This is a genomic window from Streptomyces sp. TLI_55 (genome assembly GCF_900206255.1).
Lineage (GTDB): Bacteria > Actinomycetota > Actinomycetes > Streptomycetales > Streptomycetaceae > Streptomyces > Streptomyces aquilus.
In genome coordinates, this window is sequence record NZ_OAOJ01000001.1 from 4,680,470 (window position 1) to 4,704,857 (window position 24,388).

At 69.3% G+C, this 24,388-nt stretch carries 26 protein-coding genes and 1 tRNA gene; 12 read left to right on the plus strand and 15 right to left on the minus strand.

What is annotated here, in order from left to right:
- Positions 1-164 precede the first annotated feature (164 nt).
- Positions 165-419 carry a cell division protein CrgA gene (crgA, locus tag CRP56_RS21435; protein ID WP_097266332.1) on the minus strand — a complete coding sequence of 85 codons (255 nt, stop codon included), beginning with the start codon at positions 417-419 and terminating at the stop codon, positions 165-167.
- A 168-nt stretch (positions 420-587) separates the two neighbouring features.
- Between crgA and CRP56_RS21440 the strand changes: the two genes are divergently transcribed.
- From CRP56_RS21440 to CRP56_RS21465, 6 genes are read left to right on the plus strand one after another with little or no spacing between them, the layout of a single operon-like run.
- Complete coding sequence (locus CRP56_RS21440) at positions 588-1,340, plus strand: DUF881 domain-containing protein (protein WP_373559659.1); 753 nt, start codon at positions 588-590, stop codon at positions 1,338-1,340.
- Between the two features lie 19 nt (positions 1,341-1,359).
- Positions 1,360-2,061, plus strand: coding sequence for a class E sortase (locus CRP56_RS21445; RefSeq protein WP_097266336.1), 702 nt, complete (start codon positions 1,360-1,362; stop codon positions 2,059-2,061).
- Between the two features lie 17 nt (positions 2,062-2,078).
- A complete protein-coding gene (locus CRP56_RS21450) occupies positions 2,079-2,276 on the plus strand; it encodes a hypothetical protein (RefSeq protein WP_165951216.1) in 198 nt (65 codons plus the stop codon).
- Positions 2,273-2,911, plus strand: a complete 639-nt coding sequence (locus CRP56_RS21455; RefSeq protein WP_003999685.1) for an aminodeoxychorismate/anthranilate synthase component II — start codon at positions 2,273-2,275, stop codon at positions 2,909-2,911. Before CRP56_RS21450 ends, CRP56_RS21455 begins: the two co-directional genes overlap by 4 nt.
- Positions 2,908-3,939, plus strand: a complete 1,032-nt coding sequence (locus CRP56_RS21460) for a class E sortase (RefSeq protein ID WP_097266339.1) — start codon at positions 2,908-2,910, stop codon at positions 3,937-3,939. Before CRP56_RS21455 ends, CRP56_RS21460 begins: the two co-directional genes overlap by 4 nt.
- Positions 3,940-3,953: 14 nt before the next feature.
- The gene (locus CRP56_RS21465) at positions 3,954-4,694 is read left to right on the plus strand and encodes a class E sortase (protein WP_097266341.1); all 741 of its coding nucleotides are present in this window, start codon (positions 3,954-3,956) and stop codon (positions 4,692-4,694) included.
- Between the two features lie 94 nt (positions 4,695-4,788).
- Here CRP56_RS21465 and CRP56_RS21470 read toward each other — a convergent pair whose 3' ends face one another.
- The 7 genes from CRP56_RS21470 to CRP56_RS21505 form a co-directional block, all read right to left on the minus strand.
- The gene (locus tag CRP56_RS21470) at positions 4,789-5,829 is read right to left on the minus strand and encodes a restriction endonuclease (protein ID WP_097266343.1); all 1,041 of its coding nucleotides are present in this window, start codon (positions 5,827-5,829) and stop codon (positions 4,789-4,791) included.
- A gap of 120 nt (positions 5,830-5,949) precedes the next feature.
- A complete protein-coding gene (gene pknB / locus CRP56_RS21475) occupies positions 5,950-7,935 on the minus strand; it encodes a Stk1 family PASTA domain-containing Ser/Thr kinase (protein WP_097266345.1) in 1,986 nt (661 codons plus the stop codon).
- Positions 7,936-8,104: 169 nt separating this feature from the next.
- The gene (locus tag CRP56_RS21485) at positions 8,105-9,580 is read right to left on the minus strand and encodes a peptidoglycan D,D-transpeptidase FtsI family protein (RefSeq protein WP_097266347.1); all 1,476 of its coding nucleotides are present in this window, start codon (positions 9,578-9,580) and stop codon (positions 8,105-8,107) included.
- On the minus strand, positions 9,577-11,013 hold the full coding sequence (locus CRP56_RS21490) for an FtsW/RodA/SpoVE family cell cycle protein (RefSeq protein WP_097266350.1): 1,437 nt from the start codon (positions 11,011-11,013) through the stop codon (positions 9,577-9,579). The genes CRP56_RS21485 and CRP56_RS21490 overlap by 4 nt, the downstream gene beginning before the upstream one ends.
- A gap of 16 nt (positions 11,014-11,029) precedes the next feature.
- Positions 11,030-12,598: a Stp1/IreP family PP2C-type Ser/Thr phosphatase gene (locus CRP56_RS21495; RefSeq protein ID WP_097274320.1), complete on the minus strand. Its 1,569-nt coding sequence runs from the start codon at positions 12,596-12,598 to the stop codon at positions 11,030-11,032.
- Between the two features lie 95 nt (positions 12,599-12,693).
- Positions 12,694-13,209 (minus strand): FHA domain-containing protein FhaB/FipA, encoded by a 516-nt coding sequence (locus CRP56_RS21500; RefSeq protein WP_059194337.1) that lies wholly within the window; start codon positions 13,207-13,209, stop codon positions 12,694-12,696.
- A 10-nt stretch (positions 13,210-13,219) separates the two neighbouring features.
- Positions 13,220-14,098, minus strand: coding sequence for an FhaA domain-containing protein (locus CRP56_RS21505; protein ID WP_097266352.1), 879 nt, complete (start codon positions 14,096-14,098; stop codon positions 13,220-13,222).
- A 476-nt stretch (positions 14,099-14,574) separates the two neighbouring features.
- On the opposite strand from CRP56_RS21505, the gene CRP56_RS21510 reads away from it, so the two are divergent.
- Positions 14,575-14,661, plus strand: a tRNA-Leu gene (locus CRP56_RS21510).
- 149 nt (positions 14,662-14,810) lie between these two features.
- Here CRP56_RS21510 and CRP56_RS21515 read toward each other — a convergent pair.
- Positions 14,811-15,464 carry an FMN-dependent NADH-azoreductase gene (locus tag CRP56_RS21515; protein WP_097266354.1) on the minus strand — a complete coding sequence of 218 codons (654 nt, stop codon included), beginning with the start codon at positions 15,462-15,464 and terminating at the stop codon, positions 14,811-14,813.
- 141 nt (positions 15,465-15,605) lie between these two features.
- Here CRP56_RS21515 and CRP56_RS21520 point away from each other — a divergent pair, with 141 nt between their 5' ends.
- The 5 genes from CRP56_RS21520 (at position 15,606) to CRP56_RS21540 (ending at position 19,393) form a co-directional block, all read left to right on the plus strand.
- A complete protein-coding gene (locus tag CRP56_RS21520) occupies positions 15,606-15,956 on the plus strand; it encodes a winged helix-turn-helix transcriptional regulator (RefSeq protein ID WP_097266357.1) in 351 nt (116 codons plus the stop codon).
- Between the two features lie 132 nt (positions 15,957-16,088).
- Complete coding sequence (locus CRP56_RS21525; protein WP_097266359.1) at positions 16,089-17,522, plus strand: DUF2252 domain-containing protein; 1,434 nt, start codon at positions 16,089-16,091, stop codon at positions 17,520-17,522.
- 5 nt (positions 17,523-17,527) lie between these two features.
- Positions 17,528-18,001, plus strand: coding sequence for a hypothetical protein (locus tag CRP56_RS21530; protein ID WP_097266361.1), 474 nt, complete (start codon positions 17,528-17,530; stop codon positions 17,999-18,001).
- 106 nt (positions 18,002-18,107) lie between these two features.
- Complete coding sequence (locus CRP56_RS21535; protein ID WP_373559660.1) at positions 18,108-18,974, plus strand: J domain-containing protein; 867 nt, start codon at positions 18,108-18,110, stop codon at positions 18,972-18,974.
- Between the two features lie 71 nt (positions 18,975-19,045).
- Positions 19,046-19,393 carry a rhodanese-like domain-containing protein gene (locus tag CRP56_RS21540; RefSeq protein ID WP_097266366.1) on the plus strand — a complete coding sequence of 116 codons (348 nt, stop codon included), beginning with the start codon at positions 19,046-19,048 and terminating at the stop codon, positions 19,391-19,393.
- Positions 19,394-19,403: 10 nt separating this feature from the next.
- Here CRP56_RS21540 and CRP56_RS21545 read toward each other — a convergent pair whose 3' ends face one another.
- The 6 genes from CRP56_RS21545 to paaA all read right to left on the minus strand — a co-directional run bounded on the left by CRP56_RS21545 (position 19,404) and on the right by paaA (position 24,261).
- Positions 19,404-20,537 (minus strand): acyl-CoA dehydrogenase family protein, encoded by a 1,134-nt coding sequence (locus CRP56_RS21545; RefSeq protein WP_097266368.1) that lies wholly within the window; start codon positions 20,535-20,537, stop codon positions 19,404-19,406.
- A 149-nt stretch (positions 20,538-20,686) separates the two neighbouring features.
- On the minus strand, positions 20,687-21,745 hold the full coding sequence (locus tag CRP56_RS21550; protein WP_097266370.1) for a 2Fe-2S iron-sulfur cluster-binding protein: 1,059 nt from the start codon (positions 21,743-21,745) through the stop codon (positions 20,687-20,689).
- Entirely contained in the window at positions 21,745-22,266 is a 522-nt protein-coding gene (paaD, locus tag CRP56_RS21555) for a 1,2-phenylacetyl-CoA epoxidase subunit PaaD (protein ID WP_097266372.1), read from the minus strand. The genes CRP56_RS21550 and paaD overlap by 1 nt, the downstream gene beginning before the upstream one ends.
- Positions 22,260-22,994: a 1,2-phenylacetyl-CoA epoxidase subunit PaaC gene (gene paaC, locus CRP56_RS21560; RefSeq protein WP_097266374.1), complete on the minus strand. Its 735-nt coding sequence runs from the start codon at positions 22,992-22,994 to the stop codon at positions 22,260-22,262. The genes paaD and paaC overlap by 7 nt, the downstream gene beginning before the upstream one ends.
- The gene (gene paaB, locus CRP56_RS21565) at positions 22,991-23,278 is read right to left on the minus strand and encodes a 1,2-phenylacetyl-CoA epoxidase subunit PaaB (RefSeq protein WP_037614825.1); all 288 of its coding nucleotides are present in this window, start codon (positions 23,276-23,278) and stop codon (positions 22,991-22,993) included. Before paaB ends, paaC begins: the two co-directional genes overlap by 4 nt.
- Positions 23,275-24,261: a 1,2-phenylacetyl-CoA epoxidase subunit PaaA gene (gene paaA / locus CRP56_RS21570; protein ID WP_097266376.1), complete on the minus strand. Its 987-nt coding sequence runs from the start codon at positions 24,259-24,261 to the stop codon at positions 23,275-23,277. The genes paaB and paaA overlap by 4 nt, the downstream gene beginning before the upstream one ends.
- Positions 24,262-24,388 lie beyond the last annotated feature (127 nt).

Below are 24,388 nucleotides of genomic sequence, written 5' to 3' on the forward strand. Positions count from 1 at the left end.
AACAAGTTTGCGGGAGCCGGTGTGGCAGTCGTACGGGCGTCAATCCAGTCGTACCGGCGTCAACCCTCTGTGAGTTATCCACAGATCGTCGTTCTTTTGTCCCCAGGTAGCCTGTGGACAATATCGCGATCTGTGGATAACTCAGCGAACAGCTCGGGGCAGAGCTACTTCCACTGGGTGGAGACGCCGAACCCGGCGGCGATGAAGCCGAAGCCCACCACGATGTTCCAGTTGTCCAACGCGTCGATGGGCAGCGAGCCGTCCGTCACATAGAAGATGACGATCCAGGCCAGCCCGATGACGAACAGGGCCAGCATCACGGGCGCGACCCAGGCGCGGCTGTTCAGCTTGATGCTGGTCGCCTGCTTCGCCGGCGGCGGCGTGTAATCGGCCTTCTTGCGGATACGTGACTTCGGCACGAGGGTCTCTCCTGTCGATGCGCTGCGTGGCCGCGCAGGTAGCTGGGTCGGGCTCGGGGCAGCGTACAAGGGGACACTGAGTGCTCCCCCGGGCGTCCGTTAGCGTAGTGCTTCCGCGGCGCCGAAGGAGATAAGGGTACGTTGAGCAATTCTGCCAACCCCCAGGGGATGGGATCCAGCCCTGACCGCGGCCGACGTTTCCGGCCCGTGCGGCTGCTCACGGTGGCCGTCTTCGCGCTCGCGGGGCTCATTTTCTTCACCAGCTTCAACACGGCCAAGGGCACCAACATCCGTACGGATGCCTCGCTGCTGAAGCTTTCCGACCTGATCCTGGAGCGCAGCCACAAGAACGGTCAGCTCGACGAGTCCAACGGCGCCCTGCGCGACGACGTCGAGGCGCTGGCCGAGCGGGACGACGGTTCGACCAAGGCCGAGGACGAGAAGCTGACGGCGCTGGAGAAGAAGGCGGGCACGCAGCCGCTGAAGGGCGAGGCGATCAGCGTCACGCTCAACGACGCCCCGCCGGACGCGACGGCGAAGCTCCCGGGCTATCCCGAGCCGCAGCCCGACTACCTCGTCATCCACCAGCAGGACCTCCAGGCGGTGGTCAACGCGCTGTGGCAGGGCGGTGCGCAGGGCATCAAGGTCATGGACCAGCGGCTGATCTCCACCAGCGCCGTGCGCTGTGTGGGCAACACGCTGATCCTCCAGGGCCGGGTCTACTCACCGCCGTACAAGATCACGGCGGTCGGGGACCCGGGGAAGCTGAAGCAGTCGCTGGCCGCCAGCAAGGCGATCCAGAACTACATGGTGTACGTCAACGTCTACGGTCTCGGATGGAAAGTCGAGGATGACGGGGCGGTGACTCTGCCCGGCTACTCGGGCACAGTGGATCTGCAGTACGCCAAGCCTGTGGAGTAGGTCTCTCCGGGAGCCGCCGGTGCGAGTACGTCTCGTCGTCAGGACCCTCAGCGAACTCTGCATCACCGTCGGCGCGGTCATAGTCCTGTTCGTCGTGTACGTGCTCTTCTGGACCGGCGTGAAGGCCGACAACGTCATGGGCGAGCAGATCGACCAGCTCCAGGAGCAGTGGTCGAAGGGGCGGGTGGAGCAGCCGAAGGCCACCGGGGGCGCAGAGGCCTCGGCGAGTCCGTCCGCTCCGGCGCCGTACAAGAAGGGCAAGCCCTTCGCGATCATGTACATCCCGCGTCTTGGTTTCACGTGGAACAAGCCGGTGCTGGAGGGGACGGCGGTCGGCACCCTGAAAAAGGGCCTGGGCCACTACGCGCGCACCGCGCAGCTGGGCCAGGAGGGCAACTTCTCGGTGGCGGGGCATCGGCGGACGTACGGCGATCCGTTCAAGGACTTTCCGAAGCTGCGGCGCGGGGACGCGGTGGTGCTGACGGACGGGACGACCTGGTTCACGTATCGGATCGACAAAGGGCCCTACAAAACAGTGCCCACGGACGTTGAGGTGATCGATCCTGTGCCACGTAACTCCGGGTATACGCGGTCGGGGCGCTATCTCACCCTGACCACGTGCGATCCGGAGTGGGGTCACAGCCACCGGTTGATCGTGTGGGCGCATCTGGACTCCACACAGCCTGTGGAGGCAGGGAAACCGGAGGCGCTGCGCCGTTAGTCTGTTGGCTGTACGGCGTGAGTCTGGTGCCGTGGTGCGACGGAAGGGACGGCATGTACGGCTGGATCTGGCGGCATCTGCCGGGGAACGCGTGGGTGAAGGCGTTGCTCTCACTCGTGCTGGCGCTTGCTGTGGTCTACGTCCTCTTCCAGTACGTCTTCCCGTGGGCCGAACCGCTGCTGCCCTTCAACGATGTGACGGTGGACAACCAGTGAGTGCGCGGATTCTCGTCGTCGACAACTACGACAGCTTCGTCTTCAACCTGGTGCAGTACCTGTACCAGCTGGGCGCCGAATGTGAGGTGCTGCGCAACGACGAGGTGTCGACGGCGCATGCCCAGGACGGCTTCGACGGTGTCCTGCTGTCGCCGGGCCCGGGGACGCCGGAGGAGGCGGGCGTCTGCATCGAGATGGTCCGCCACTGCGCGGCGACCGGGGTGCCGGTCTTCGGTGTCTGCCTCGGTATGCAGTCGATGCAGGTGGCGTACGGCGGGGTCGTGGACCGTGCGCCGGAGCTGCTGCACGGCAAGACGTCGTTGGTGGAGCACGAGGGCAAGGGTGTGTTTGCCGGGCTGCCGACGCCGTTCACGGCGACCCGGTACCACTCGCTGGCGGCTGAGCCGGCCACGGTGCCGGCCGAGCTGGAGGTCACGGCGCGGACGCATGACGGGATCATCATGGGCCTGCGGCACCGTGAACTGCCCGTCGAGGGCGTCCAGTTCCATCCCGAGTCGGTGCTCACGGAGCACGGTCACCGGATGCTGGCCAACTGGCTGGTGGAGTGCGGCGACCAGGGTGCCGTGGCGCGATCTGCGGGGCTGGCCCCGGTGGTGGGCAGGGCCACGGCGTGACCGCACTGCGCCCCGAGCGCGAGTCGGAGGCCTCGTACGGGGAGCAGCAGCCGTACGAGCCCTACGAGCCTTATGTGCCGCCTCTGGATGACGAGACGGTGGCGCTCAGGCTCTCCGACCTGTCGGAGCGAATAGGAGAGGCCACGTCGCCCTCTGGCGCCTCGTCCGTCACAGGAGCCACTGGGAGTCCCACGGGCGGCCGTGCGGCCCGCAGAAAGGCCGCCAAGCGGCGTGGCGGGCGTCATGGGGCGGGAGCGAGCCCCTCCACGGAGTCGGCGGAGGCCGCGGATTCCCCGGATGAATCCTCTGCTCCCCTCTCCCGTGTCGAGGCCCGTCGGCGGGCGAAGGCCCGCAAGCCCAGCCCAGGGGTGCTGGTCAGCCGGGCGATCGGTGAGGTGTTCATCACCACCGGTGTGCTGATGCTGCTGTTCGTCACGTACCAGTTGTGGTGGACGAACGTGCGGGCGCATGCGCAGGCCGGCAAGGAGGCGAGCAACCTCCAGGAGGAGTGGGAGAGCGGGAAGCGGGCGCCGGGTGAGTTCGCGCCCGGGCAGGGTTTCGCCCTCCTCCACATTCCCAAGCTGGACGTGGTCGTGCCGATAGCCGAGGGCGTCAGCAACAAGAAGGTGCTCGACCGGGGCATGGTGGGCCACTACTCGGAGGGCCCCCTGAAGACGGCGATGCCGGGCGCGAAGACCGGCAACTTCGGGCTGGCGGGCCACCGCAACACGCACGGCGAGCCGTTCCGGTACATCAACCGCCTGTCCAAGGGCGACGAGATCGTCGTAGAGACGCAGGACGACTATTTCGTCTACAAGATGACGTCGTCGCTTCCGGTGACGTCGCCGAGCAACACGAGCGTGCTGAATCCGGTGCCGCCGCAGTCCGGGTTCAAGGAGCCGGGCCGCTACATCACGCTCACCACCTGCACGCCGGAGTTCACCAGCAAGTACCGGTTGATCGTCTGGGGCAAGATGGTCGAGGAACGGCCGCGCAGCAAGGGCAAGCCGGATGCGCTCGTCAATTAGGGGCAGAGGACCAAGTGGCATCCACCACCGACCGCCAAGAGCACACAGACACCACGCCTCCCGCTCCGCGCCGCCGCGGTGGCATGGGCCCGATCGCGACGGCGGTCAGTGTCTTCGGTGAACTCCTCATCACGGCGGGTCTGATTCTGGGCCTGTTCGTCGTCTACTCCCTGTGGTGGACGAACGTCATCGCCGACCGCGCGGCGGACAAGCAGGCCGACAAGGTCCGTGACAACTGGGCCCAGGACACAGGTCCCGGTGCACTGGACACCGGTGCCGGCATCGGCTTCCTGCACGTCCCGGCGATGAAGAACGGCGAGGTCCTGGTCGAGAAGGGCACGTCGACGAAGATCCTGAACGACGGTGTGGCGGGCTACTACACGGACCCGGTGAAGGCGACGCTGCCGTCGTCCGGCAAGGACGGCAACTTCTCCCTGGCCGCGCACCGGGACGGCCACGGCGCCAAGTTCCACAACATCGACAAGATCGAGAAGGGCGACCCGATCGTCTTCGAGACGAAGGACAAGTGGTACGTCTACAAGGCGTACGCGATCCTTCCGGAGACGTCGAAGTACAACGTGAAGGTGCTGGGGGCCATCCCGAAGGAGTCGGGGAAGAAGAAGGCCGGGAAGTACATCACGCTGACCACCTGCACGCCGGTGTACACGTCTCGGTATCGGTATGTGGTGTGGGGGGAGTTGGTGCGGGTGGAGAAGGTGGATGGGGAGCGGACGTTGCCGAAGGAACTTCAGTAGGTTTCGAGAGTGACATGCCGTCACTCTCGGCATGAGCTGGGCCCGAAGCCGCAACTACCCTTTGCGGCTTCGGGCCCTTTGCGTCATGCCGTACCTACTCCAGGACCTTCAGCGGTTCCCCGGTGCTCCATTCCTCCAGCACGCCGCGGTGTACGGCGGTGATCCCCGTTTCGGCGGCGAGGGCGAGGGCCTCGGGGGTGAAGGGACACGTCGCGACGAAGAGGGCCACTTCCGCGCTGTACAGCACCTTTGCCGAGCCGATGAACTTCTGGATGTCGGAGCCGGCGATGGTGAGGTAGGGGGCGCGCCTCTTGCACTGGACGACCATGCGTCGTCCGTCGGCCGTGAGCCCGATGAGGTCGACGCCTCTGTCTCCGTGACCGCCCTGTACGACGACGTTGGTGCAGCCGTCCCGCACCAGCAGCTTGGCGATGTGACGCTCGAACGCGCTGCCGTTCATGGCGTCCATGGCGGCCATGACGCCGATGGCGGGTCGGTCGTCCCGTACCCCTTCGAGCCTTTTCAGTCGCTCGTGGTGCTGACGAAGCCGCCGCTCGATGCGCTGGACGCCGGTGCGCAGGGCGATGAGTTCCCTGCGGTGTTCGCCCGAGGTTTCGATCAGGGCGTTGAACATGGGGACGACGGTCTTGCCGAGGATGTGGGTGATGCGTTGATCGATGCGGTCGTCGAGGTTGTCGGAGGCTGTGGACGGGGCGGGCGCGGAGTTATCCACAGGCTGGGTGCGGGCCAGGTACTCCATGTCGAGGAGGTACACACGCACCTGACGTGCGACTTCACTGTCGCGGAGGAGCATGGCGACGTTGAGGACGGCTCGGCGGGAGAAGAGCGCGAGCGAGCGTGTGCGTGACTGGATTCCACTGAGTTGCTTGAAGTCACTCAGTTCTGTACCGGTCAGCACTTGGTAGCCGCTGGCTTCCAGTTCTGGACGATGGTCATGGACGAGGGCTCGGATCGCTTCGACGGTGACGTTGAAGTACGCCGCCGCCATCGCTGTAGTCACATGCATCCCGTCCGGCAACAGCGACAGCGCCTTCACCCTGTCGAGCACATCCGTCCGTTCGAGCACGCTGTCGCGCAGGCTCTTCGATTCCAGCAGCGCGGATTCGTTGATCATGGTTCGCCCTTCTGTTCGGGGTTTGGACTGATCAACGAGTTGTCGTATGTAAGGACACGAGCATGACTGAGCCCCGGCCCCCTGAGATGCAGGGAACCGGGGCTCGGTCGTGCGGGGCGCCTATCCGGTCGTGCCGCCGAAGAAGTTGGTGCCGCCGTTGTTGTTGCCGCCGCCCTGGTCGGTGGTGAACAGGGTGACGGTGTCGCCCTTGTTGAGCGTGCTGCCCGGTTGCGGGTTGGAGGTGACGACCGTGGCGTTGCCGTCCTGGGAGCCCTGGACCTGAACCTGCAGGCCCAGGCCCTGGAGCGTGTTCCTGACGTCGTTCAGCTTCTTGCCCGCGATGTCCTGCGGGATCTGGACCTGCTGGTTCTCCTTGGCCTTGCCGATGTGGATCGTCACCGTCGAGCCCTTGTCGACGGAGTTGCCGATGCCCGGGTCGGTGCTGATGACCTTGTCGACCAGGTTGGGGTCGTCGGTCTCCGTGTCGGTGACGCAGTTGCCGGTGAGGTTGTTCTGCGTCATCAGGGCCTTGGCTTCGTCGCACGTCTTGCCGGCGACGTCCGGGACCGTGGACTTCGCCACTTCCTTGGCGACGGTCAGCGTGATCGTCGAGCCCTTTTGGACTTCCTTGCCGAAGACCGGGTCCTGGTCGAGAACGGAGCCCGCTTCCTCTGTGGACTCCTTCGTCTGCTTCTTGACGACGAGCTTGTAGTCGTCGCCCTCCAGCTTCGCCTTGGCGTCGTCGAACTGGTCGCCGATGACGCTGGGCACGGTGACCTTCGGGGCGCCCGTCGAGACCACCACGTTGACGGTGGTCTGCTTGTCGACTTTGGTGCCCTGCTCGGGATCCTGTGTGCAGATGTTGCCCTTGGGCTGGTTCTCGCAGGGCTTATCGGTGGTGGCGAGCTTCAGGTCGCTGTTCGTCGCCATGGTCTGGGCGCTCTTCAGCGTCTCGCCGACGAACGTAGGCACCGCCACCTTGTCATCGGCCGCGTTATTACCGCTGAACGCCCACTTCCCGATCAGGATCGCGCCCACGAGAACCAGCACAGCCGCCACGACCAGCAGGATCGTGGAGGTGTTGTTCTTCTTCTGGCGGCGGCGGTCGGGGCGGTCGTCGTAGCCGCCGTAGCCCGGGTCGTCCGGGTTCATCGGCGGGAGCATCGATGTCGCGCCGGCGTCCGTCGAGCGGAGCGCGGTGGTCGGCTGGTCGTCGGGGTAGCCGCCGTAGCCGACCGAACCCATCGCCGCCGTCGCCGCGACCGGCTGGCCGTCCAGGCACGCCTCGATGTCGATGCGCATCTCGTCGGCGGACTGGTAGCGGTAGTTCGGGTCCTTGACCAGGGCCTTCAACACGATCGCGTCCATCTCGGGCGTGATCTCGGGGTCGAAGACCGACGGAGGCTGGGCTTCCTCGCGGACGTGCTGGTACGCCACCGCCACCGGGGAGTCGCCCACGAAGGGCGGCCGCACCGTCAGGAGCTCGTACAGCAGGCAGCCCGTGGAGTAGAGGTCCGAGCGGGCGTCGACCTGCTCGCCCTTCGCCTGCTCCGGTGACAGGTACTGCGCTGTGCCGATCACCGCGGACGTCTGGGTCATCGTCATGCCGGAGTCGCCCATGGCGCGGGCGATGCCGAAGTCCATGACCTTGACCTGGCCGTTGCGCGTCAACATGACGTTGGCCGGCTTGATGTCGCGGTGGACGATCTGGTTGCGGTGGGAGTACTCCAGGGCCTGGAGGATGCCGATCGTCATCTCCATCGCCCGCTCCGGCAGGAGCTTGCGGCCGGAGTGGAGCAGCTCACGGAGCGTGGAGCCGTCGACGTACTCCATGACGATGTACGGGATCGAGACCCCGTCGATGTAGTCCTCGCCCGTGTCGTAGACCGCGACGATCGCGGGATGGTTGAGCGAGGCGGCCGACTGGGCCTCCCGGCGGAACCGGGCCTGGAAGGACGGGTCGCGCGCGAGGTCGGCGCGCAGCGTCTTCACCGCCACGGTGCGGCCGAGACGGGTGTCATGCGCGAGGTAGACCTCCGCCATGCCACCACGACCGAGCACCTGGCCCAGTTCGTACCGGCCGCCGAGGCGACGCGGCTCTTCCATAGTTCCCTACCAGCCCTCTCCGTCGGTCCCGACCGGCACTGGTGTGCGGTCGGGGGCTGCCGTCCGGGCCTACCGTACCCGGCTGGCTTTGTGTGACCTGGCCAAGCCCGTCACCCGATACAGGACCGGTATCCCAACGTGCACGGATGTGAAGGGGGCGTGATGGGGGTCACTTCTTGGAGTTGATGACCGCCTCCATCACGCTCTTGGCGATCGGTGCCGCGAGGCCGCTTCCGGAGATGTTCTCGCGGACTGCGGTCTCGTCCTCGACGACCACGGCCACGGCGACCGGCTTGCTGCCGTCGGCGAGCTTGGCGTACGAGATGAACCAGGCGTACGGGTTCTTGCTGTTGTTCTCGCCGTGCTGGGCGGTACCGGTCTTGCCGCCGACCGTGACGCCGTTGCCGATCTGGGCGGTCTTGCCGGTGCCCTTCTCGACCACGGTCTCCATCATCGACTGGAGGATCTGCGCGTTGTCCGGGGACAGCGGCTGGCTGAGCTCCGCCGGGTCGTTCTTCGCGATGGTGTCCAGGTTCGGGGCCTGGAGCTCGTCGACCATGTACGGCTTCATCAGCTTGCCGTCGTTGGCGACCGCGGAGGCGACCATGGCCATCTGCAGCGGGGTGGCGGCGGTGTTGTACTGGCCGATGGAGGACAGGGCGACCTGGGAGTCGTTCATGTTGTCGGAGAAGACGGAGGCGCTGGAGCGGACCGGGGTGAACTGCTCCTCGGTGAAGCCGAACTTCTTGGCCTCGTCCAGCATCTTGTCGTTGCCGAGGTCGTAGCCGGCCTTGCCGAAGACGGTGTTGCAGGACCACTGCAGGGCGACGCGCAGGGTGGCGTTCTCGCAGGGGATGTTGCCCTCGTTCTTCAGCGGGGTCGTGGTGCCCGGCATGGTCCAGGGCAGCGGCGACTTCGTCTTCTCGTCGGCGCTGGAGTACAGGCCGTTCTCCAGGGCCGCCGCCGCGGTGACGACCTTGAAGGTGGAGCCGGGCGGGTAGACCTCGCGCAGGGCCCGGTTGAGCATCGGGTCGTCGGGGTTGTTCTTCTTGTCGAGCTTCTTCCAGGCCTCGGCGTCGGAGTCGCCGCCGCCGGCGATCGTTCCCGGGTCGTACGACGGGTAGGAGGCCAGCGCCAGGATCTTGCCGGTGGACGGCTCCAGGGCGACGACGGCGCCCTTGCCGCGCTTGGCGAGGCCCTCGTAGGCGGCCTTCTGGGCGGCGGCGTTGAGGGTGGTGACGACGTTGCCGCCCTCCTTCGCCTTGCCCGTGATCATGTCGAGGGTGTTGCGGAAGAAGAGCCGGTCGTCGTTGCCGGTGAGGATGCCGTCCTCGATGGACTCCAGCTGGTTGGCGCCGTAGGCCTGGGAGACGAACCCGGTGACCGGCGCCCACATGGCGCCGTCCTTGTAGGTGCGCTTGTACTTGAAGTCGCCGGTGGTCGTTTCCTTGTGCCCGGTGATGGCCTTGCCGCCGACGATGATGTCGCCGCGCGGGGTGGCGTACCGCTCGATGGCCACCCGGCGGTTGTCGGTGTCGGTCCGCAGCTCGTCCGCCTTGACGTACTGGAGCCAGTTGTCGCGGATGAGCAGGGCCAGGACGAGAAGGCCGCAGAAGAGTGCGATCCGGCGCAGGGGCTTGTTCATGACGGGCGGACCACCTGGGTCATCTCGGCGTCGGGGTTGGGGGCGGGGGCCGGCGCGGGACGGCGGGCGGTGTCGCTGATGCGCAGCAGGATGCCGATGAGGGCCCAGTTGGCGATGACGGAGGAACCGCCGTAGGCCACGAAGGGCAGCGTCATACCGGTCAGCGGGATGAGGCCCATGACACCGCCGGCGACGACGAAGACCTGGAGCGCGAAGGCGCCGGACAGGCCGACCGCGAGCAGTTTGCCGAAGGGGTCGCGGGCGGCGAGGGAGGTGCGGATGCCGCGTTCCACGATCAGCCCGTAGAGCAGCAGGATCGCCATGACGCCGGCGAGGCCCAGCTCCTCGCCGAAGGTGGCGAGGATGAAGTCGGAGTTGGCGGCGAAGCCGATGAGGTCGGAGTTGCCCTGCCCGAGGCCGGTCCCGAGGGTGCCGCCGGAGCCGAAGGCCCAGAGGGCCTGCATGGACTGCTCGGTGTGGCCGTAGATGCCCTTCCTGCTGAGCAGGTACTCGTTCATGGGGTCGAGCCAGGCCTGGACGCGCTGCTGGACGTGCGGCTCGAAGGAGGCGACGCCGACGGCGCCGGCCGCGGACATCAGCAGACCGAACACGATCCAGCTGGTCCGCTCCGTGGCGACGTACAGCATGATGATGAACATCCCGAAGAACAGCAGGGATGTACCGAGGTCGGTCTCGAAGACCAGGATGAGGATCGACAGCACCCAGACGACGAGGATCGGTCCGAGGTCGCGGCCGCGCGGCAGGTACAGACCCATGAAGCGGCGGCTGGCCAGGGCCAGGGCGTCTCTCTTGACCATGAGATAGCCGGCGAAGAACACGGCCAGGGCGATCTTCGCGAACTCACCGGGCTGGAGCGTGCCGAGGCCGGGGATCTTGATCCAGATCTTGGCGCCGTAGGTGGGTGCGCTGATACCGGGGATCAGCGGCAACACCAGCAGGAGCATGGCTCCGGCCATGGAGATGTAGGTGTAGCGCTGCAGGACGCGGTGGTCCTTGAGGAAGATCAGTACGGCCACCAGCAGGGCGACGCCCAGCGCCGAGTACAGCAGTTGGCGCGGTGCTGCTTCGGGGTAGTTGGCACTGAGCCGCTTGGACTGGTCCAGACGCCAGATGACGACCAGGCCGAGTCCGTTCAGCAGGGTGGCCATCGGCAGCAGCAGCGGGTCCGCGTACGGCGCGAACTTGCGTACGACGAGATGGCCGACGCCCGCGAGCAGGCCGAGGCCCAGACCGTAGGCCAGCAGACCGGCGGGCAGCTCGTCGTTGATGGCGAGGCCCACGTTGGCGTAGGCGAACACCGGGATGACGACGGCGAACACCAGCAGTGCGAGCTCGGTGTTGCGCCGGCTCGGCGTGCCGATCGAGCCGATCGTGGACGTGTGGTGCGTCGGCGAGTTGGTGGTACTGCTCATCGTGTGACGGGGCCTCTCACGTACCGCACTTGCCCGCGACCTGCTTCTCTTCGTCCGAGAGCGTGGGGCCGGGGGTGGGAGTGGGCGCGGTCGGGGTTGCGGACGCGTTCGGGGTCGGTGAGGTCGAGGTGTTGGGGCTGGGCGATGCCTTGGACGTCAGGGAGGAGCGGGTGGTTCCCGTGGTCCCTCCTGCCTCGCCTTCACCGGTCTTGGAGTTCTTCTCGCTCTCGGTGGCCTGCGCCTCGGCCACCTTGCGGCATGCGGAGGCCTGCACGGCCAGTTCGTCGATCTTCTTCTGGGCGGTCTTCAGGCCGCCCTCCGCGATGGTGTTCTCGACGAGCTCCTGCTGGTACGGCTGCAGGTACTTGAGTTCGATCTTCGGGTAGTCCTTCTCCACCTTCGACAGCGAGACCCAGGCGAGGTCCTGGCTGATGCCGCGGTAGAGGGCGACGTGGTCGCCGTTGGCGGCGACGTAGTACTGCGTCTGGGTCCAGCGGTAGCCGCCGTAGAGGCCGCCGCCGATGACGCCGAGGGCGAGCGCGATGTAGAGGGATCTCTTCAGCCACTTGCGGCCCTTGCGGGGCTTGACGAAGTCGTCGTCGGAGTAGCCGCCGAAGCCGTCGGTGGAGATGAAACCGGTCACGTCGCCGGAGCCGGGCGGGCCGAACTCGCCGCCTCCGCCGCCCTGTCCGGGGACCTGGCGGCCGAGCCCGGAGGCGCGTCCGGCGGGGGTCTGCATGATGCCGTTGTCGTGCAGGTGGTTCTGGTTCTCGGCGACGGCGCCGACCACGACCGGGGTGTCGTGCAGCTGTCCGGCGAGGGTGTCGCCGGTGTCGAGGTCGAGGACGTCGGCGACGATGACGGTGATGTTGTCGGGGCCGCCGCCGCGCAGCGCGAGCTGGATGAGCTGCTGGACGGTCTCCTGCGGGCCCTGGTAGCTGGCGAGGGTCTCTTCCAGGGTCTGGTGGGAGACGACGCCGGAGAGGCCGTCGGAGCAGATCAGGTAGCGGTCGCCGGCGCGGACCTCGCGGATGGAGAGGTCGGGCTCGACGTGCTCGCCGCTGCCCAGGGCGCGCATCAGCAGGGAGCGCTGCGGGTGGGTGGTGGCCTCTTCCTCGGTGATGCGGCCCTCGTCGACCAGGCGCTGCACCCAGGTGTGGTCCTGTGTGATCTGGGTCAGGACGCCGTCGCGCAGCAGGTACGCGCGGGAGTCGCCGACGTGGACGAGGCCGAGGCGCTGGCCGGTCCAGAGGAGGGCGGTGAGCGTCGTGCCCATGCCTTCGAGCTGCGGGTCCTCCTCGACCATGGAGCGCAGCTGGTCGTTGGCGCGCTGCACGGCGATGCCGAGGGAGGTGAGGACGTCGGAGCCGGGGACGTCGTCGTCGAGGGCGACGATGGTGGAGATGGCCTCGGAGGAGGCGACCTCACCGGCGGCGGCGCCGCCCATGCCGTCGGCGATCGCGAGCAGTCGGGGACCGGCGTATCCGGAGTCCTCGTTGCCCTCCCGGATCATGCCTTTGTGCGATCCGGCGGCGAAGCGCAGTGACAGACTCATGCGCACCTCGCCCGTCGGCTCCGGATACATCCGCACGGTGCCCACCCTCCGGTCGGGAGCGCGCCGGGGCCCGGGGTGGGGGCCGCTGCGTGCTCGCTCCGCTCGCGCCTATTCATGATGTAGCACTACTTCCGCAGCTCGATGACGGTCTTGCCGATGCGGATCGGCGCGCCCAGCGGAATCGGTGTGGGGGTCGTCAGCCGGCTTCGGTCCAGGTACGTGCCGTTGGTGGAGCCGAGGTCCTCGACGATCCACTGGCCGTCCCGGTCCGGGTAGATCCGCGCGTGGCGGCTGGAGGCGTAGTCGTCGTCCAGCACGATGGTGCTGTCGTGCGCTCGGCCGAGCGTGATGGTCTGGCCCTGGAGCGCGACGGTGGTGCCGGTGAGGGTGCCCTCGGAGACGACCAGCTTGGTGGGGGCGTTGCGGCCGCGGCGGCCGCCGGCGCTCTGCTGGCGCTGCTGCGGCGGCGCCTGCTGCTGCCGCTGGGCCTGCTGAGGCCGGGCGGCCTCACGCCGGGAGCCGCGCTGGGTGACGCGCGTACCGAACAGGTCGCTGCGGATGACCTGCACGGCCACGATCACGAACAGCCACAGTACGGCCAGGAAACCCAGCCGCATGACCGTGAGGGTCAGCTCTGACATTGCCCCCGCTTCACCCTTCGGCTTGCCTATAGATAACGGTGGTGCTGCCCACGACGATCCGCGAGCCGTCGCGGAGCGTAGCGCGGGTGGTGTGCTGTCCGTCCACCACGATGCCGTTGGTGGACCCGAGATCCTGGATCGTCGAGGGCGAACCGGTCCGGATCTCGCAGTGCCGGCGGGAGACGCCGGGGTCGTCGATCCGCACGTCGGCCTCGGTGCTGCGGCCCAGCACGAGCGTCGCGCGGGAGATCTGGTGGCGGGCGCCGTTGATCTCGATCCAGTGGCGGGTGCGGCCGCCGGGCGCCGGGGCGCCGACGGGTCCGCCGGCGCGCGGGGCCTGGGCGGGCTGCGGGTAGCCGTAGCCGCCGGGGCGTCCGCCGGGGGGCGGTGCGGCCGGCATGGGAGGGGCGCCCGCGGGCGCCGCGGAGGGCGGGTAGCCGTAGCCGCTGGGCGCCGTGGGCCGGCCGGCCGGGGCGGCGGGCGCTGACGGGGCGCCGGGGCCCTGCTGGTCGGTGGAGGAGGCGAGGGTACGGCTGCGCACCCGGTACAGGCCGGTGTCGAGGTCGTCGGCCTTCTCCAGGTGGACCTTGATGGGGCCCATGAAGGTGTAGCGCTGCTGCTTGGCGTAGTCGCGGACCATGCCGGCGAGCTCGTCGCCGAGCTGGCCGGAGTAGGGGCTGAGCCGCTCGAAGTCGGGCGTGCTCAGCTCCACGATGAAGTCGTTGGGTACGACGGTCCGGTCGCGGTTCCAGATCGTCGCGTTGTTGTCGCACTCGCGCTGGAGCGCGCCGGCGATCTCCACGGGCTGGACCTCGGACTTGAACACCTTGGCGAAGGTGCCGTTGACCAGACCTTCGAGACGCTGCTCGAACTTCTTCAGGACTCCCATGGGGCACCTCCTCCGTAGCTGCTGCCGTCCTGCACCCCGCAGAGCGGGTACTGCCTTACCTGGTACTGCTTACTGATCGTATCCACGCGCGGGTGGATCGGCTGGTTCCCCCTGTCGGCCTCGTCGACGGGTGTCGACGCCTCCGAAGTTCCCTGTGGAGCTCGTCTTCGAACTCCCGTGGCCGACTCCTCCTTGTCAGGATCGTAGAGGCGGCCGCAGACCAGTGTCCCGCACCTGACTGTGGACCCCGACCGGCTCCTGGGGAGACGGACGGGACCGGTACGAGGTTGATACGTGAACCGGTCGACGTTGATACGTGGCCGGAAGGGCGGTGGTTCGGTGCCCTCCGACGAACGTCCTGGTCGGCTGCTGCCCCGGGGAAAGGGATGTGAACCCACCCCGGTCAGCGTGCTAATGTTCTGGATGTCGGAAGGCGCCAGGCCCGAAAGGGAGCAGGGCCCGAAGACACACCCAATGCGCGGGTGGCGGAATAGGCAGACGCGCTGGATTCAGGTTCCAGTGCCCGCAAGGGCGTGGGGGTTCAACTCCCCCCTCGCGCACCAGCTGAAAGCCCCCAGGTCTCAGACCTGGGGGCTTTCGCGTTGTCCGGCCGCACATCCTGCGAGTGCCGGTGGTGAGGACAATCACATGAGATGTGGCGGTCGGTGGGGGAGGCTACGCGGCTATGCGGCCAGGCGCTCGGTGACGGGGGCTAGGCGGCCAGGCGCTCGGTGAGTTCCTTCGCCTTGGTCGTCGCGTCGTCGAGGGCGCGCTCGCGGGAGGCCTCGTAGAGGGGGACCAGTTCGGTCATCTCCGGGACGTGCGGGGCCATGGTCAGCTCCGGGACGATGAAGTCGACCTCCAGGGCGAGGGTGTCGGCGAAGACCGCGCGCAGGTAGGTCTGCACGTACTCGTAGTCCTCGCGCGGGGTGCCCGGCGCGTACGAGCCGCCGCGGCTGGCGACGACGGTGACCGGGGTCCCCTTGATCTTCGAGTCCTCCGCCATGAAGGTGCGGCCCCTGAGGATCACGTTGTCCAGCCAGGCCTTCAGGGTCGAGGGGATCGAGTAGTTGTACATCGGGGCGCCGATCAGCACGGCGTCCGCCCTCTCCAGTTCCTCGATCAGCGCCACGCGCGCGGCGAAGGCGGCGGCCTGCTCGGGGGTGTGGGTCGCCGGATCGGAGAAGCCGGCGAGGTGGGCGTCGGCGGTGAGGTGTGGCACGGGGTCGGTGGCGAGGTCGCGGTAGATCACCGTGCCCTCCGGGTGCTGCTCCTCCCAGGTCCTGCGGAAGGCGTCCGTGACGGAGCGGGAGGCGGAGGCGCCGTGCGGGAACACGGAGGAGTCGATGTGGAGCAGCGTGGCCATGGGGGTCTCCAGGCAACAGGCTCGTGCGAGCGGCCAAGGGCAGGGGCTCACGTAAGCGGCTAATAATTCGTACTCGACTATGAATAGCACAGGGACTTACTTTTTTTCATCCCCCTACGAACAGGGCAGTACCCTGGGGACATGGCGGGCGAGCTGAGTCACGGCACCGAAGCGTGCAAGCGGGTCGACGACGGGATCACCCGCGTCTTCCAGCTGCTGGGCAAGCGCTGGACCGGGCCGATCGTGGCCGTCCTCACCCCCGGACCGGCCTACTTCGTCGATCTGCGCCGGGCGGTGCCCGGCATCAGCGAACGGATGCTGTCCGACCGCCTCACCGAGCTCGCCGCCGCGGGGCTCGTCGTGCGCGAGGTCGACGAGGGGCCGCCGCTGCGGGTCTCGTACCGGCTGACGGAGGCGGGGGCCGCGCTGGAGCCGGCGTTCGCGGAGCTGGGGCGGTGGGCGGAGCAGTACCTGCCGGGGGGCGGATGCTGAGCCGCACGGTCAGGCGGTGGGTTTTCCACAGCTGTGGAGTTGTCCACAGGGTCTGACGCGTTTCGGCCACCGGCTGTACGGTCTGCACGAGTTGATGTTCGGGCGCGTGCGTGTTCGGGGGAGGCGGTCGGGATGACCGAGGTCGGAGCAGAAGCTGCCGTGCGGGTTTCCGCGGAGGCGGGGCGCAGGCTGCCCCGGGTGCGCGGCTTCGCCGTATGGCCCGTGCAGGGGTCGCCCAAGGAGGAGGGCAAGTCGCTGCGGGGCAAGGTCCCGCGCAGTGCGCACGCCGCGCTCGACCTGGACGGCTCCCGTCCCGACGCCGTCGGCGCGGTCGAGGAGTCCAGCAGCGGACGCCTTCCCCACCTCACCCCGATCCGCGTCGGACGGATGGCGGCCACGCCCTTCGCGTTCCTGCGCGGCTCGGCCGGACTCATGGCGTACGACCTGGCGCGCACCCCCATGACCCGGATCGTCGCCCAGATCTGCGGCGATGCCCACGCGGCCAACTTCGGTCTCTACGGCGACGCGCGCGGCGACCTCGTCATGGACCTCAACGACTTCGACGAGACGGTGCCGGGCCCCTGGGAGTGGGACCTCAAGCGGCTCGCGGCCTCGCTGGTGCTCGCGGGCCGGGAGGCGGGCGCGGACGAGGACACCTGCCGCCAGGCGGCGCACGGCGCGGTGGGCGCCTACCGCCGCACCATGCGCCTGCTCGCCAAGCTCCCGGTGCTCGACGCGTGGAACGCCATCGCGGACGAGGAACTCGTCTCCCACACCGACGCCCATGACCTGGTCGGCACCCTGCAGCGGGTCTCGGAGAAGGCGCGGGCCAACACCAGCGGCCGGTTCGCCGCGAAGTCGACCGAGCCGGGCGAGGACGGCGGGCGCCGCTTCGTCGACGCGGCGCCGGTGCTGCGCAGGGTGCCGGACGCGGAGGCCGCGGCCGTCGCCGGCTCCCTGGAGGAGTACCTGGACACGCTCTCCGAGGACCGCCTGCCGCTTCTGTCCCGGCACGCGGTCCACGACGTCGCGTTCCGGGTCGTCGGCACGGGCAGCGTGGGCACCCGCTCCTACGTCGTCCTGCTTCTCGACCACCGCGGCGAACCGCTGGTCCTGCAGGTGAAGGAGGCCCGCCCCTCGGCACTGCTGCCGCACCTGGTGACCGCCGGCTTCGAGACGCCCGCCGCAGGTCACGAGGGGCGCCGGGTGGTCCTCGGGCAGAAGCGCATGCAGGTCGTCAGCGACATCCTGCTGGGCTGGACGACCGTCGAGGACCGGCCCTTCCAGGTACGGCAGTTCCGCAACCGCAAGGGCAGCGTCGACCCCGCCGCGCTCGCCGCCGACCAGATAGACGACTACGGCCGCATGACCGGCGCCCTCCTGGCCCGCGCCCACTCCCACAGCACCGACCCGCGCCTGATCGCCGGGTACTGCGGCAAGAACGAGGAACTGGACGAGGCGATCGCGACGTTCGCCGTCACCTACGCCGACCGCACGGAGGCGGACCACGCGGAACTGGTGGCGGCGGTGCGGGCGGGGCGGATCGCGGGGGAGATGGGGGTCTGAGAGGCGTGAGATACGTCGACCTCGACGGGCGGGACGGGGACGTCACCGGGATCATCGACCCGCGGCCCTACCTGGCGAGGCTGTCCGAGCTGGCGGAGAACCTCCCGCCGGGAGCCCGCGCCTTCGCCATCGACCCCGGGCACTACGACTTCTCCGGCAAGAGGTGTGTGAAGGACCTCAAGCCGCTTCAGGTGCGGCGGACCGGTGACGAGGAGATCGAGATCCGCTTCGGGCACAACTGCTGGAAGCACGACGAGGACCTGCTCGTCCGGTACGTGGGAGTCTCGCGGTTCCAGGTGGATGTCCTGGACGTCTGTGACGTGGCCGCGCTGGGGGACGTGATCCTCGACGAGGTGCTGCCGCACGAGGGTGGCTGCACCCATGAGGTCGCGTGCCGGCCCGGGACGCTGGTCGTCGCGTGCCGGGACCTCGTGGCCGAGTGGGTGGCGGTGGACTGCCCGGACGCCCGTGGGGGCTGACGTGCGGGTGCCCGGCCGGTGCAGGACGTGGCGGCTGACGTGCGGGTGCCCGGCCGGTGCAGGCCGTGGCGGGGGTGGTGCTTCGGGGGTGGCCTACGCTGGTCGGGTGACGACCCCGGAAGCTGAGCAGGGTGGTGTCGCCGGCGGGACGCGGGCGGTGCCCGAAGAGGGTGCGCCCCGGCCGGAGGGCGGTGAGCCCAGGCCGGAGGAGCGGCTTGAGCGGGCCGTGCGGGCCGCCGAGCAGGCGCTGATCGAGTACGAGATCGCGGTGGAGACCTTCCGGGTCGAGGTCGAGAACTTCTCGCGGCTGCACCATCAGCGGCTCGGCCCGATGTACACCCGCCTCGACGAGCTGGACGCGCAGATCGCCGAGGCCAGGGCCGCCCGCAGCGGTGATCCCGAGGACCGGCGCAAGGCGGACGAGGCCCGGGCCCGGGTGATGCCGATGCCGGCCGTGGAGGAGCTGTTCCACGGCTGGATGGACGGCGACGGGCTGTTCCCGGAGGCCGCGGCGATGCTCACGGACCAGCCGGTGCGGCCCCCGCAGCGGGTGCGGCCCAGCGACGAGGCCCGCAAGCTCTACCGCGAGCTGGCCCGCAAGGCCCACCCCGACCTGGCCCAGGACGAGACCGAGCGAGCCCGCCGCGAGGAGTTCATCACCCGCGTCAACGCCGCCTACGGCCGCGGCGACGAACCACTGCTGCGGGAACTCGCCGAGGAGTGGGCGGCCGGACCCAAGCCGCCCGAGCAGACGCCGTCGGAGAGCGAGGAGCTCTACGCCCGCCTCGAATGGCTCGCCCAGCGCAAGGAACTGTTGACCGTCGTCGCGCGGGAGCTGGAGGAGAGCGCGATCGGCGCGATGCTCCGTCTCGCCCCGGACGACCCCGACCGCCTCCTGGAGGAGATCGCCGAGCAGCTGCTCGCGCAGGTCGCGGAGCGGGAGCGGGAGCTGGCGGAGTTGCTGGGCCAGTAGCCGGGGAAGCGGGCTGGGGTGGGCGTACGCCGAGCATCAAGGGCCCGGCCGGGCTCAGGTAGCCTCGGGACATGAGTTTTGGTGCTGCTTTGCCTTCGGTGGACGTCGCCGGCGTTCCGGCCGACGCTCTCGTGCTGGACGTCCGGGAGGCCGAGGAATGGGACGCCGGGCATGTCGAGGGTGCCCTGCACGTCCCCATGAGCGACTTCGTGGCCCGGTTCGGTGAGGTGACCGAGGCGGTGGCGGAGGGGCGGCGCGCCTATGTGATGTGCCGCGTCGGCGGCCGTTCCGCGCAGGTCACCCAGTATCTGGTGCAGCAGGGCATCGACGCGGTGAACATCGACGGCGGCATGCTGGCCTGGGAGGGCGCGGGCCGTCCGATGGTGACGGACAACGGCTCGCCCGCCTTCGTCCTGTAAAGAGCGGGCGTCAGCCCAGCGGGTGGGTCGCCAGCAGGTCGCCGAGGGCGTCCTCGTGGGCCGCCGCCGGGCCGAGCGACAGCTCCAGGTGCTTGGCCCAGGCGTGGTACCGGTGCAGGGGGTAGTCGACGTCGGCGCCGAAGCCGCCGTGCAGATGCTGTGCCGTCTGCACGATCCGCCGGGCGCCCTCCGAAGCCCAGATCTTGGCGACGGCCACGTCACCGGAGACCGGCAGCGTCCCTTGCGTGCCGGAGCCGAGCCGCCACGCGGCCTGCCACAGGGTGGCCTCCATCGCCTTGAGGTCGATGTAGCGGTCGGCGGCCTGCACGGCGACCGCCTGGAACGTGGCGACCGGGAACCCGAACTGCTCCCGCTTTCCGGTGTATTCGCTGGTCATGCGCAGCACCTGCCGACCGAGGCCGAGTGCCTGCGCACAGGTCCCGACGGTCAGCAGATGGCGCAGCCAGTCCCAGGCGCCCTCCGCGTCGAGCACGTCCCGCGCCGCGATCCGCGCCGACTCCAGCCGCAGCACGCCCAGCCGCTCCCCCGTCGTGGAGAACTGCTCGGCGAGAACCACCCCGGCACTGTCCGGCGCCACCAGCGCGAGCACCGCGTGACCGGCGGCCGTGTGCGCGGGTACGACGACGAGGTCGGCGTCGTACGCCCACGGCACCGCCGTCTGCATCCCGTCCAGCACCCACTCGGCGTCCTCCTGCCGCGCGGTGACGGCGAGTTCGGCCGGGTCGTGGCCGGTGCGGCCGCTCGCGGCGACCGTCAGGACCAGCTCACCGCGGCCCGCCCGCTCCAGCAGGGCGGACTTCAACTCCGCGCTGCCATAGGCCTGTACGGCGGCCATGGCGGCGCTGCTCTCCAGCAGCGGCACCCGGGCCAGCACCTTCGCCGACTCGCTCAGCACCAGGCACAGGGCGACCGCGTCCAGGCCGGCCCCGCCGTACGCGCCGTCCAGCAGCAGACTGAGCAGGTCCGCGTCCGCGAGCTTGCGCCACAGCACACGGTCGAAGGTGTCGGCGACGGCGCCCACGGCGAGCGCGGGGCTGGGCACCGCGTCCGGTGCGACCCCGGCGAAGACCCCGCGTGCCGCCTCGGCCGCCGCCTGCTGCTCCTCGGTGAAGCTGAAGTCCACGGTCCTGTCCTCCCGACGGGTGGCCGATCGCCGCGGCGGCCCATGGACAGCAGGGACCGGGCCACCGCGCTGATCTGACGGACCGTCAAGATAGAACAGGTTCTAGAAGAAGGGAACGGCGTGGCGTCGCCCGTCTCCTGACCCGATGGCTACCGGTCGAAGTCCAGCTCCACCTTCTCCGTCGCCGGGTGCGACTGGCACGCCAGCACATAGCCGGCCTCCGTCTCCTCCGGCTCCAGCGCGAAGTTGCGGTCCATGCGGACCTCGCCGGAGACCAGGAAGGCGCGGCAGGTGCCGCAGACGCCGCCCTTGCAGGCGTAGGGGGCGTCGGGGCGGTTGCGCAGGACCGTCTCCAGGAGGGACTCGCCGTCCTGGACGGGCCAGGTGCCGCCGCGGCCGTCGAGCCGGGCGGTGACCGTGCTGTGCGCGGGCGCCGGAGTCGTCGGGGCGGTGGGGGCGGCCGCGTCGACGTGGAAGATCTCCTCGTGGATCCGGGTACGTGCGACGCCGAGCTCCCTGAGGGCCCGCTCCGCGCCCTGCACCAGGCCGAACGGCCCGCACAGGAACCAGCCCGCCACCTCCGCCACCGGCAGCAGCGCGGGCAGCAGCCCGGTCAGCCGCTCCCGGTCGAGCCGCCCGGACGGCAGGCCCGCCTGCTGCTCCTCCCGGGACAGCACGGTCACCAGCTGCAGCCGCTCGGGGTAGCGGTCCTTCAGGTCGGCGACCTCGTCCAGGAACATCGTCGAAGCGGCCGTACGGTCGCTGCGGATCAGGCAGAAGCGGGCGGCCGGTTCACGGGCCAGCAGCGTCGAGACGATCGACAGCACCGGAGTGATGCCGCTGCCGCCGACGATCGCCGCGTACAGCCCGGGCGCGGGGGCCAGGGTGAAACGGCCCGCGGGGGTCATCACCTCCACCTCGTCGCCGACGTTGATCTCCTTCAGCGCGTACGTCGAGAACGCGCCGCCCTCCACCAGCCGTACGCCGACCCGCAGTTGACGGGGAGCCTCGCTGTGCGGGGCCGGGGAGCAGATGGAGTACGTGCGGCGGATCTCCGTGCCGTCTGCCCTGCGGCGCAGGGCGAGGTGCTGGCCCGGGGCGTGGCGGTACTCCTCGGCGAGTTCCGGCGGCACGGTGAAGGTGAGGGCCACGGAGTCGTCGGTGAGCCGGTCGACCGCCGCCACCGGGAGCGCGTGGAAGCGGGCCATCACAACTCCTTGAAGTGGTCGAACGGTTCACGGCAGGCCAGGCAGCGGCGCAGCGCCTTGCACGCGGTGGAGGAGAACCGGCTGAGCAGTTCGGTGTCGGCGGAGCCGCAGTGCGGGCAGTGCACGGGGGCCGCGGTGAGGGTGCGGGTGGCGCCCAGGGCCAGGGGGACCGGTCCCGTGGTCCGCTGCGCGCGCGGGGGCGCTATGCCGAACTCCTGGAGTTTGCGGCGGCCTTCGGCCGTGATGTCGTCCGTCGACCAGGCGGGCGTGAGCACCGTGCGCACGGTGACGTCCCGGACGCCGTGGGCGTGCAGGGCCCGCTCTATGTCGAGGGACATCGCCTCGATGGCGGGGCAGCCGGTGTAGGTCGGGGTCAGTTCGACCTCGACGGTGTCGGTGCCGCTCGCGTGCACCGCGCGGACGACGCCGAGCTCCTGGAGGGTGAGCACGGGCAGTTCGGGGTCGGGGACCGCGCCGGCGATCTCCAGGAGTTCCGCCTCCAGCGGGGTCGTGGTCACCATGACGCCCCCGGGTGGCTGCGGTGCAGATGCTGCATCTCGGCGAGCATGCGTCCGAACGACTCGGTGTGCAGGCCCTGTCGGCCCGCCCCGGCCGCCCACGCGCCCGTGCGCGGCCCTTCGGGGACCGTGAGGGTGGCGCGGTCGAGGACGGCCGTCACGGACGCCAGCCAGGCCGCCTCCAGGGCCGTCCCGTCCACGTCGAGGCCCTCGACCGGCTGGAACATCTCGCCGGTGAACCGCCACAGCGCCCCGCACGCCCGCCGCATCCGCTCCCGGCTCTCGTCGGTGCCGTCGCCGAGCCGCAGGGTCCACTGCTCGGCGTGGTCGCGGTGGTAGGCGACCTCCTTGACGGCCTTCGCGGCGAGCGGCGCGAACGGGCCCTGCCCGGCGGCCAGTTCGGCGTACAGAAGGTGCTGGTAGGTGGAGAAGTACAGCTGGCGGGCGATGGTGTGGGCGAAGTCGCCGTTCGGCTGCTCGACCAGCTGGAGGTTGCGGAAGGCGCGCTCCTCGCGCAGATACGCCAGTTCGTCCTCGTCGCCGACCATCGACAGCAGCACCCGGGCCTGGCCGAGCAGGTCCAGGGCGATGTTGGCGAGGGCGACCTCCTCCTCAAGGACGGGCGCGTGGCCGGCCCATTCGCCGAGACGGTGGGAGAGCACCAGGGCGTCGTCGCCGAGGGCCAGGGCGGCCGTGCGCGTGGTCGCGTCGAGGGTCACGTCGGCGGTCACAGGTGCTTCACCCCCTCCGGGATCTCGTAGAACGTGGGATGGCGGTACGGCTTGTCGGCGGCCGGTTCGAAGAACGGGTCCTTCTCGTCCGGGGAGGACGCGGTGATCGCGGCCGACGGGACGACCCAGATCGAGACGCCCTCGCCGCGCCGCGTGTACAGGTCGCGGGCGTTGCGCAGGGCGAGTTCCGCGTCCGGGGCGTGCAGGCTGCCGGCGTGGGTGTGGGAGAGGCCACGGCGCGAGCGCACGAAGACCTCCCACAGGGGCCAGTCGGTGTTCGTCATGCCTGCTGCTCTCCTGTCCCGTTGCCGTGCTTGGCGGCGTAGGCCGCTGCCGCCTCCCGCACCCAGGCGCCCTCTTCGTGGGCGCACCTGCGCTGGGTGATCCGCTGTTCGTTGCAGGGGCCATTGCCCTTGAGGACGTCCCAGAACTCGGTCCAGTCGATGGGGCCGAAGTCGTGGTGTCCCCGTTCCTCGTTCCACTTCAGGTCCGGGTCGGGGAGGGTCAGGCCGAGGGACTCGGCCTGCGGGACGCAGATGTCGACGAAGCGCTGGCGCAGCTCGTCGTTGGAGTGCCGCTTGATCTTCCAGGCCATCGACTGCGCGGAGTGCGAGGACTCGTCGTCGGGCGGGCCGAACATCATCAGCGACGGCCACCACCAGCGGTCCACCGCGTCCTGCGCCATCGCGTGCTGCTCGGGGGTGCCCTTGCTGAGGGCCAGCAGCAGCTCGTACCCCTGGCGCTGGTGGAAGGACTCCTCCTTGCAGATACGGACCATCGCGCGCGCGTACGGGCCGTAGGAGCAGCGGCACAGGGGGACCTGGTTGGTGATCGCGGCGCCGTCCACGAGCCAGCCGATCGCGCCGACGTCCGCCCAGGTCAGGGTCGGGTAGTTGAAGATCGAGGAGTACTTCTGGCGGCCGGAGTGGAGCTTGTCGAGGAGTTCGTCGCGGCCGGTGCCGAGGGTTTCGGCGGCGCTGTACAGGTACAGGCCGTGGCCCGCCTCGTCCTGGACCTTGGCCATCAGGATGGCCTTGCGGCGCAGGCTGGGCGCGCGCGTGATCCAGTTCGCCTCCGGCTGCATGCCGATGATCTCGGAATGGGCGTGCTGGGCGATCTGGCGGACGAGCGTGGCGCGGTAGGCGTCCGGCATCCAGTCGCGCGGCTCGATGCGCTCGTCGGCGGCCACGGCGGCGTCGAAGGCACGCTCGTACGCGTCCTGACCGGCGGTGTCCGTCCTGTCGTACGCCTGTGCTGCTGTTGCCATGTGGCCCCCTCGACCCCGGCCTTGTCCGGAACAAGCTCCCGACCGATCGTTCGGTTCGTCGCATCCATGGTGTGCCGGGCGCCGTATGGTGTCAACCGCTGTGGATAACCTGCCGTGGTCCCTGTGC

What these genes read in the sequence shown, in the direction of transcription:
- CRP56_RS21495 (WP_097274320.1), bottom strand. Translation starts at nt 12,598, where the DNA reads ATGTATCCGGAGCCGACGGGCGAGGTGCGCATGAGTCTGTCACTGCGC.
- CRP56_RS21490 (WP_097266350.1), bottom strand. Translation starts at nt 11,013, where the DNA reads ATGAGCAGTACCACCAACTCGCCGACGCACCACACGTCCACGATCGGC.
- paaB (WP_037614825.1), bottom strand. Translation starts at nt 23,278, where the DNA reads ATGACGAACACCGACTGGCCCCTGTGGGAGGTCTTCGTGCGCTCGCGC.
- CRP56_RS21525 (WP_097266359.1), top strand. Translation starts at nt 16,089, where the DNA reads ATGACCGAGGTCGGAGCAGAAGCTGCCGTGCGGGTTTCCGCGGAGGCG.
- CRP56_RS21550 (WP_097266370.1), bottom strand. Translation starts at nt 21,745, where the DNA reads ATGGCCCGCTTCCACGCGCTCCCGGTGGCGGCGGTCGACCGGCTCACC.
- CRP56_RS21520 (WP_097266357.1), top strand. Translation starts at nt 15,606, where the DNA reads ATGGCGGGCGAGCTGAGTCACGGCACCGAAGCGTGCAAGCGGGTCGAC.
- paaD (WP_097266372.1), bottom strand. Translation starts at nt 22,266, where the DNA reads ATGGTGACCACGACCCCGCTGGAGGCGGAACTCCTGGAGATCGCCGGC.
- CRP56_RS21470 (WP_097266343.1), bottom strand. Translation starts at nt 5,829, where the DNA reads ATGATCAACGAATCCGCGCTGCTGGAATCGAAGAGCCTGCGCGACAGC.
- CRP56_RS21505 (WP_097266352.1), bottom strand. Translation starts at nt 14,098, where the DNA reads ATGGGAGTCCTGAAGAAGTTCGAGCAGCGTCTCGAAGGTCTGGTCAAC.
- CRP56_RS21540 (WP_097266366.1), top strand. Translation starts at nt 19,046, where the DNA reads ATGAGTTTTGGTGCTGCTTTGCCTTCGGTGGACGTCGCCGGCGTTCCG.
- CRP56_RS21500 (WP_059194337.1), bottom strand. Translation starts at nt 13,209, where the DNA reads ATGTCAGAGCTGACCCTCACGGTCATGCGGCTGGGTTTCCTGGCCGTA.
- CRP56_RS21485 (WP_097266347.1), bottom strand. Translation starts at nt 9,580, where the DNA reads ATGAACAAGCCCCTGCGCCGGATCGCACTCTTCTGCGGCCTTCTCGTC.
- CRP56_RS21515 (WP_097266354.1), bottom strand. Translation starts at nt 15,464, where the DNA reads ATGGCCACGCTGCTCCACATCGACTCCTCCGTGTTCCCGCACGGCGCC.
- paaA (WP_097266376.1), bottom strand. Translation starts at nt 24,261, where the DNA reads ATGGCAACAGCAGCACAGGCGTACGACAGGACGGACACCGCCGGTCAG.
- CRP56_RS21440 (WP_373559659.1), top strand. Translation starts at nt 588, where the DNA reads ATGGGATCCAGCCCTGACCGCGGCCGACGTTTCCGGCCCGTGCGGCTG.
- pknB (WP_097266345.1), bottom strand. Translation starts at nt 7,935, where the DNA reads ATGGAAGAGCCGCGTCGCCTCGGCGGCCGGTACGAACTGGGCCAGGTG.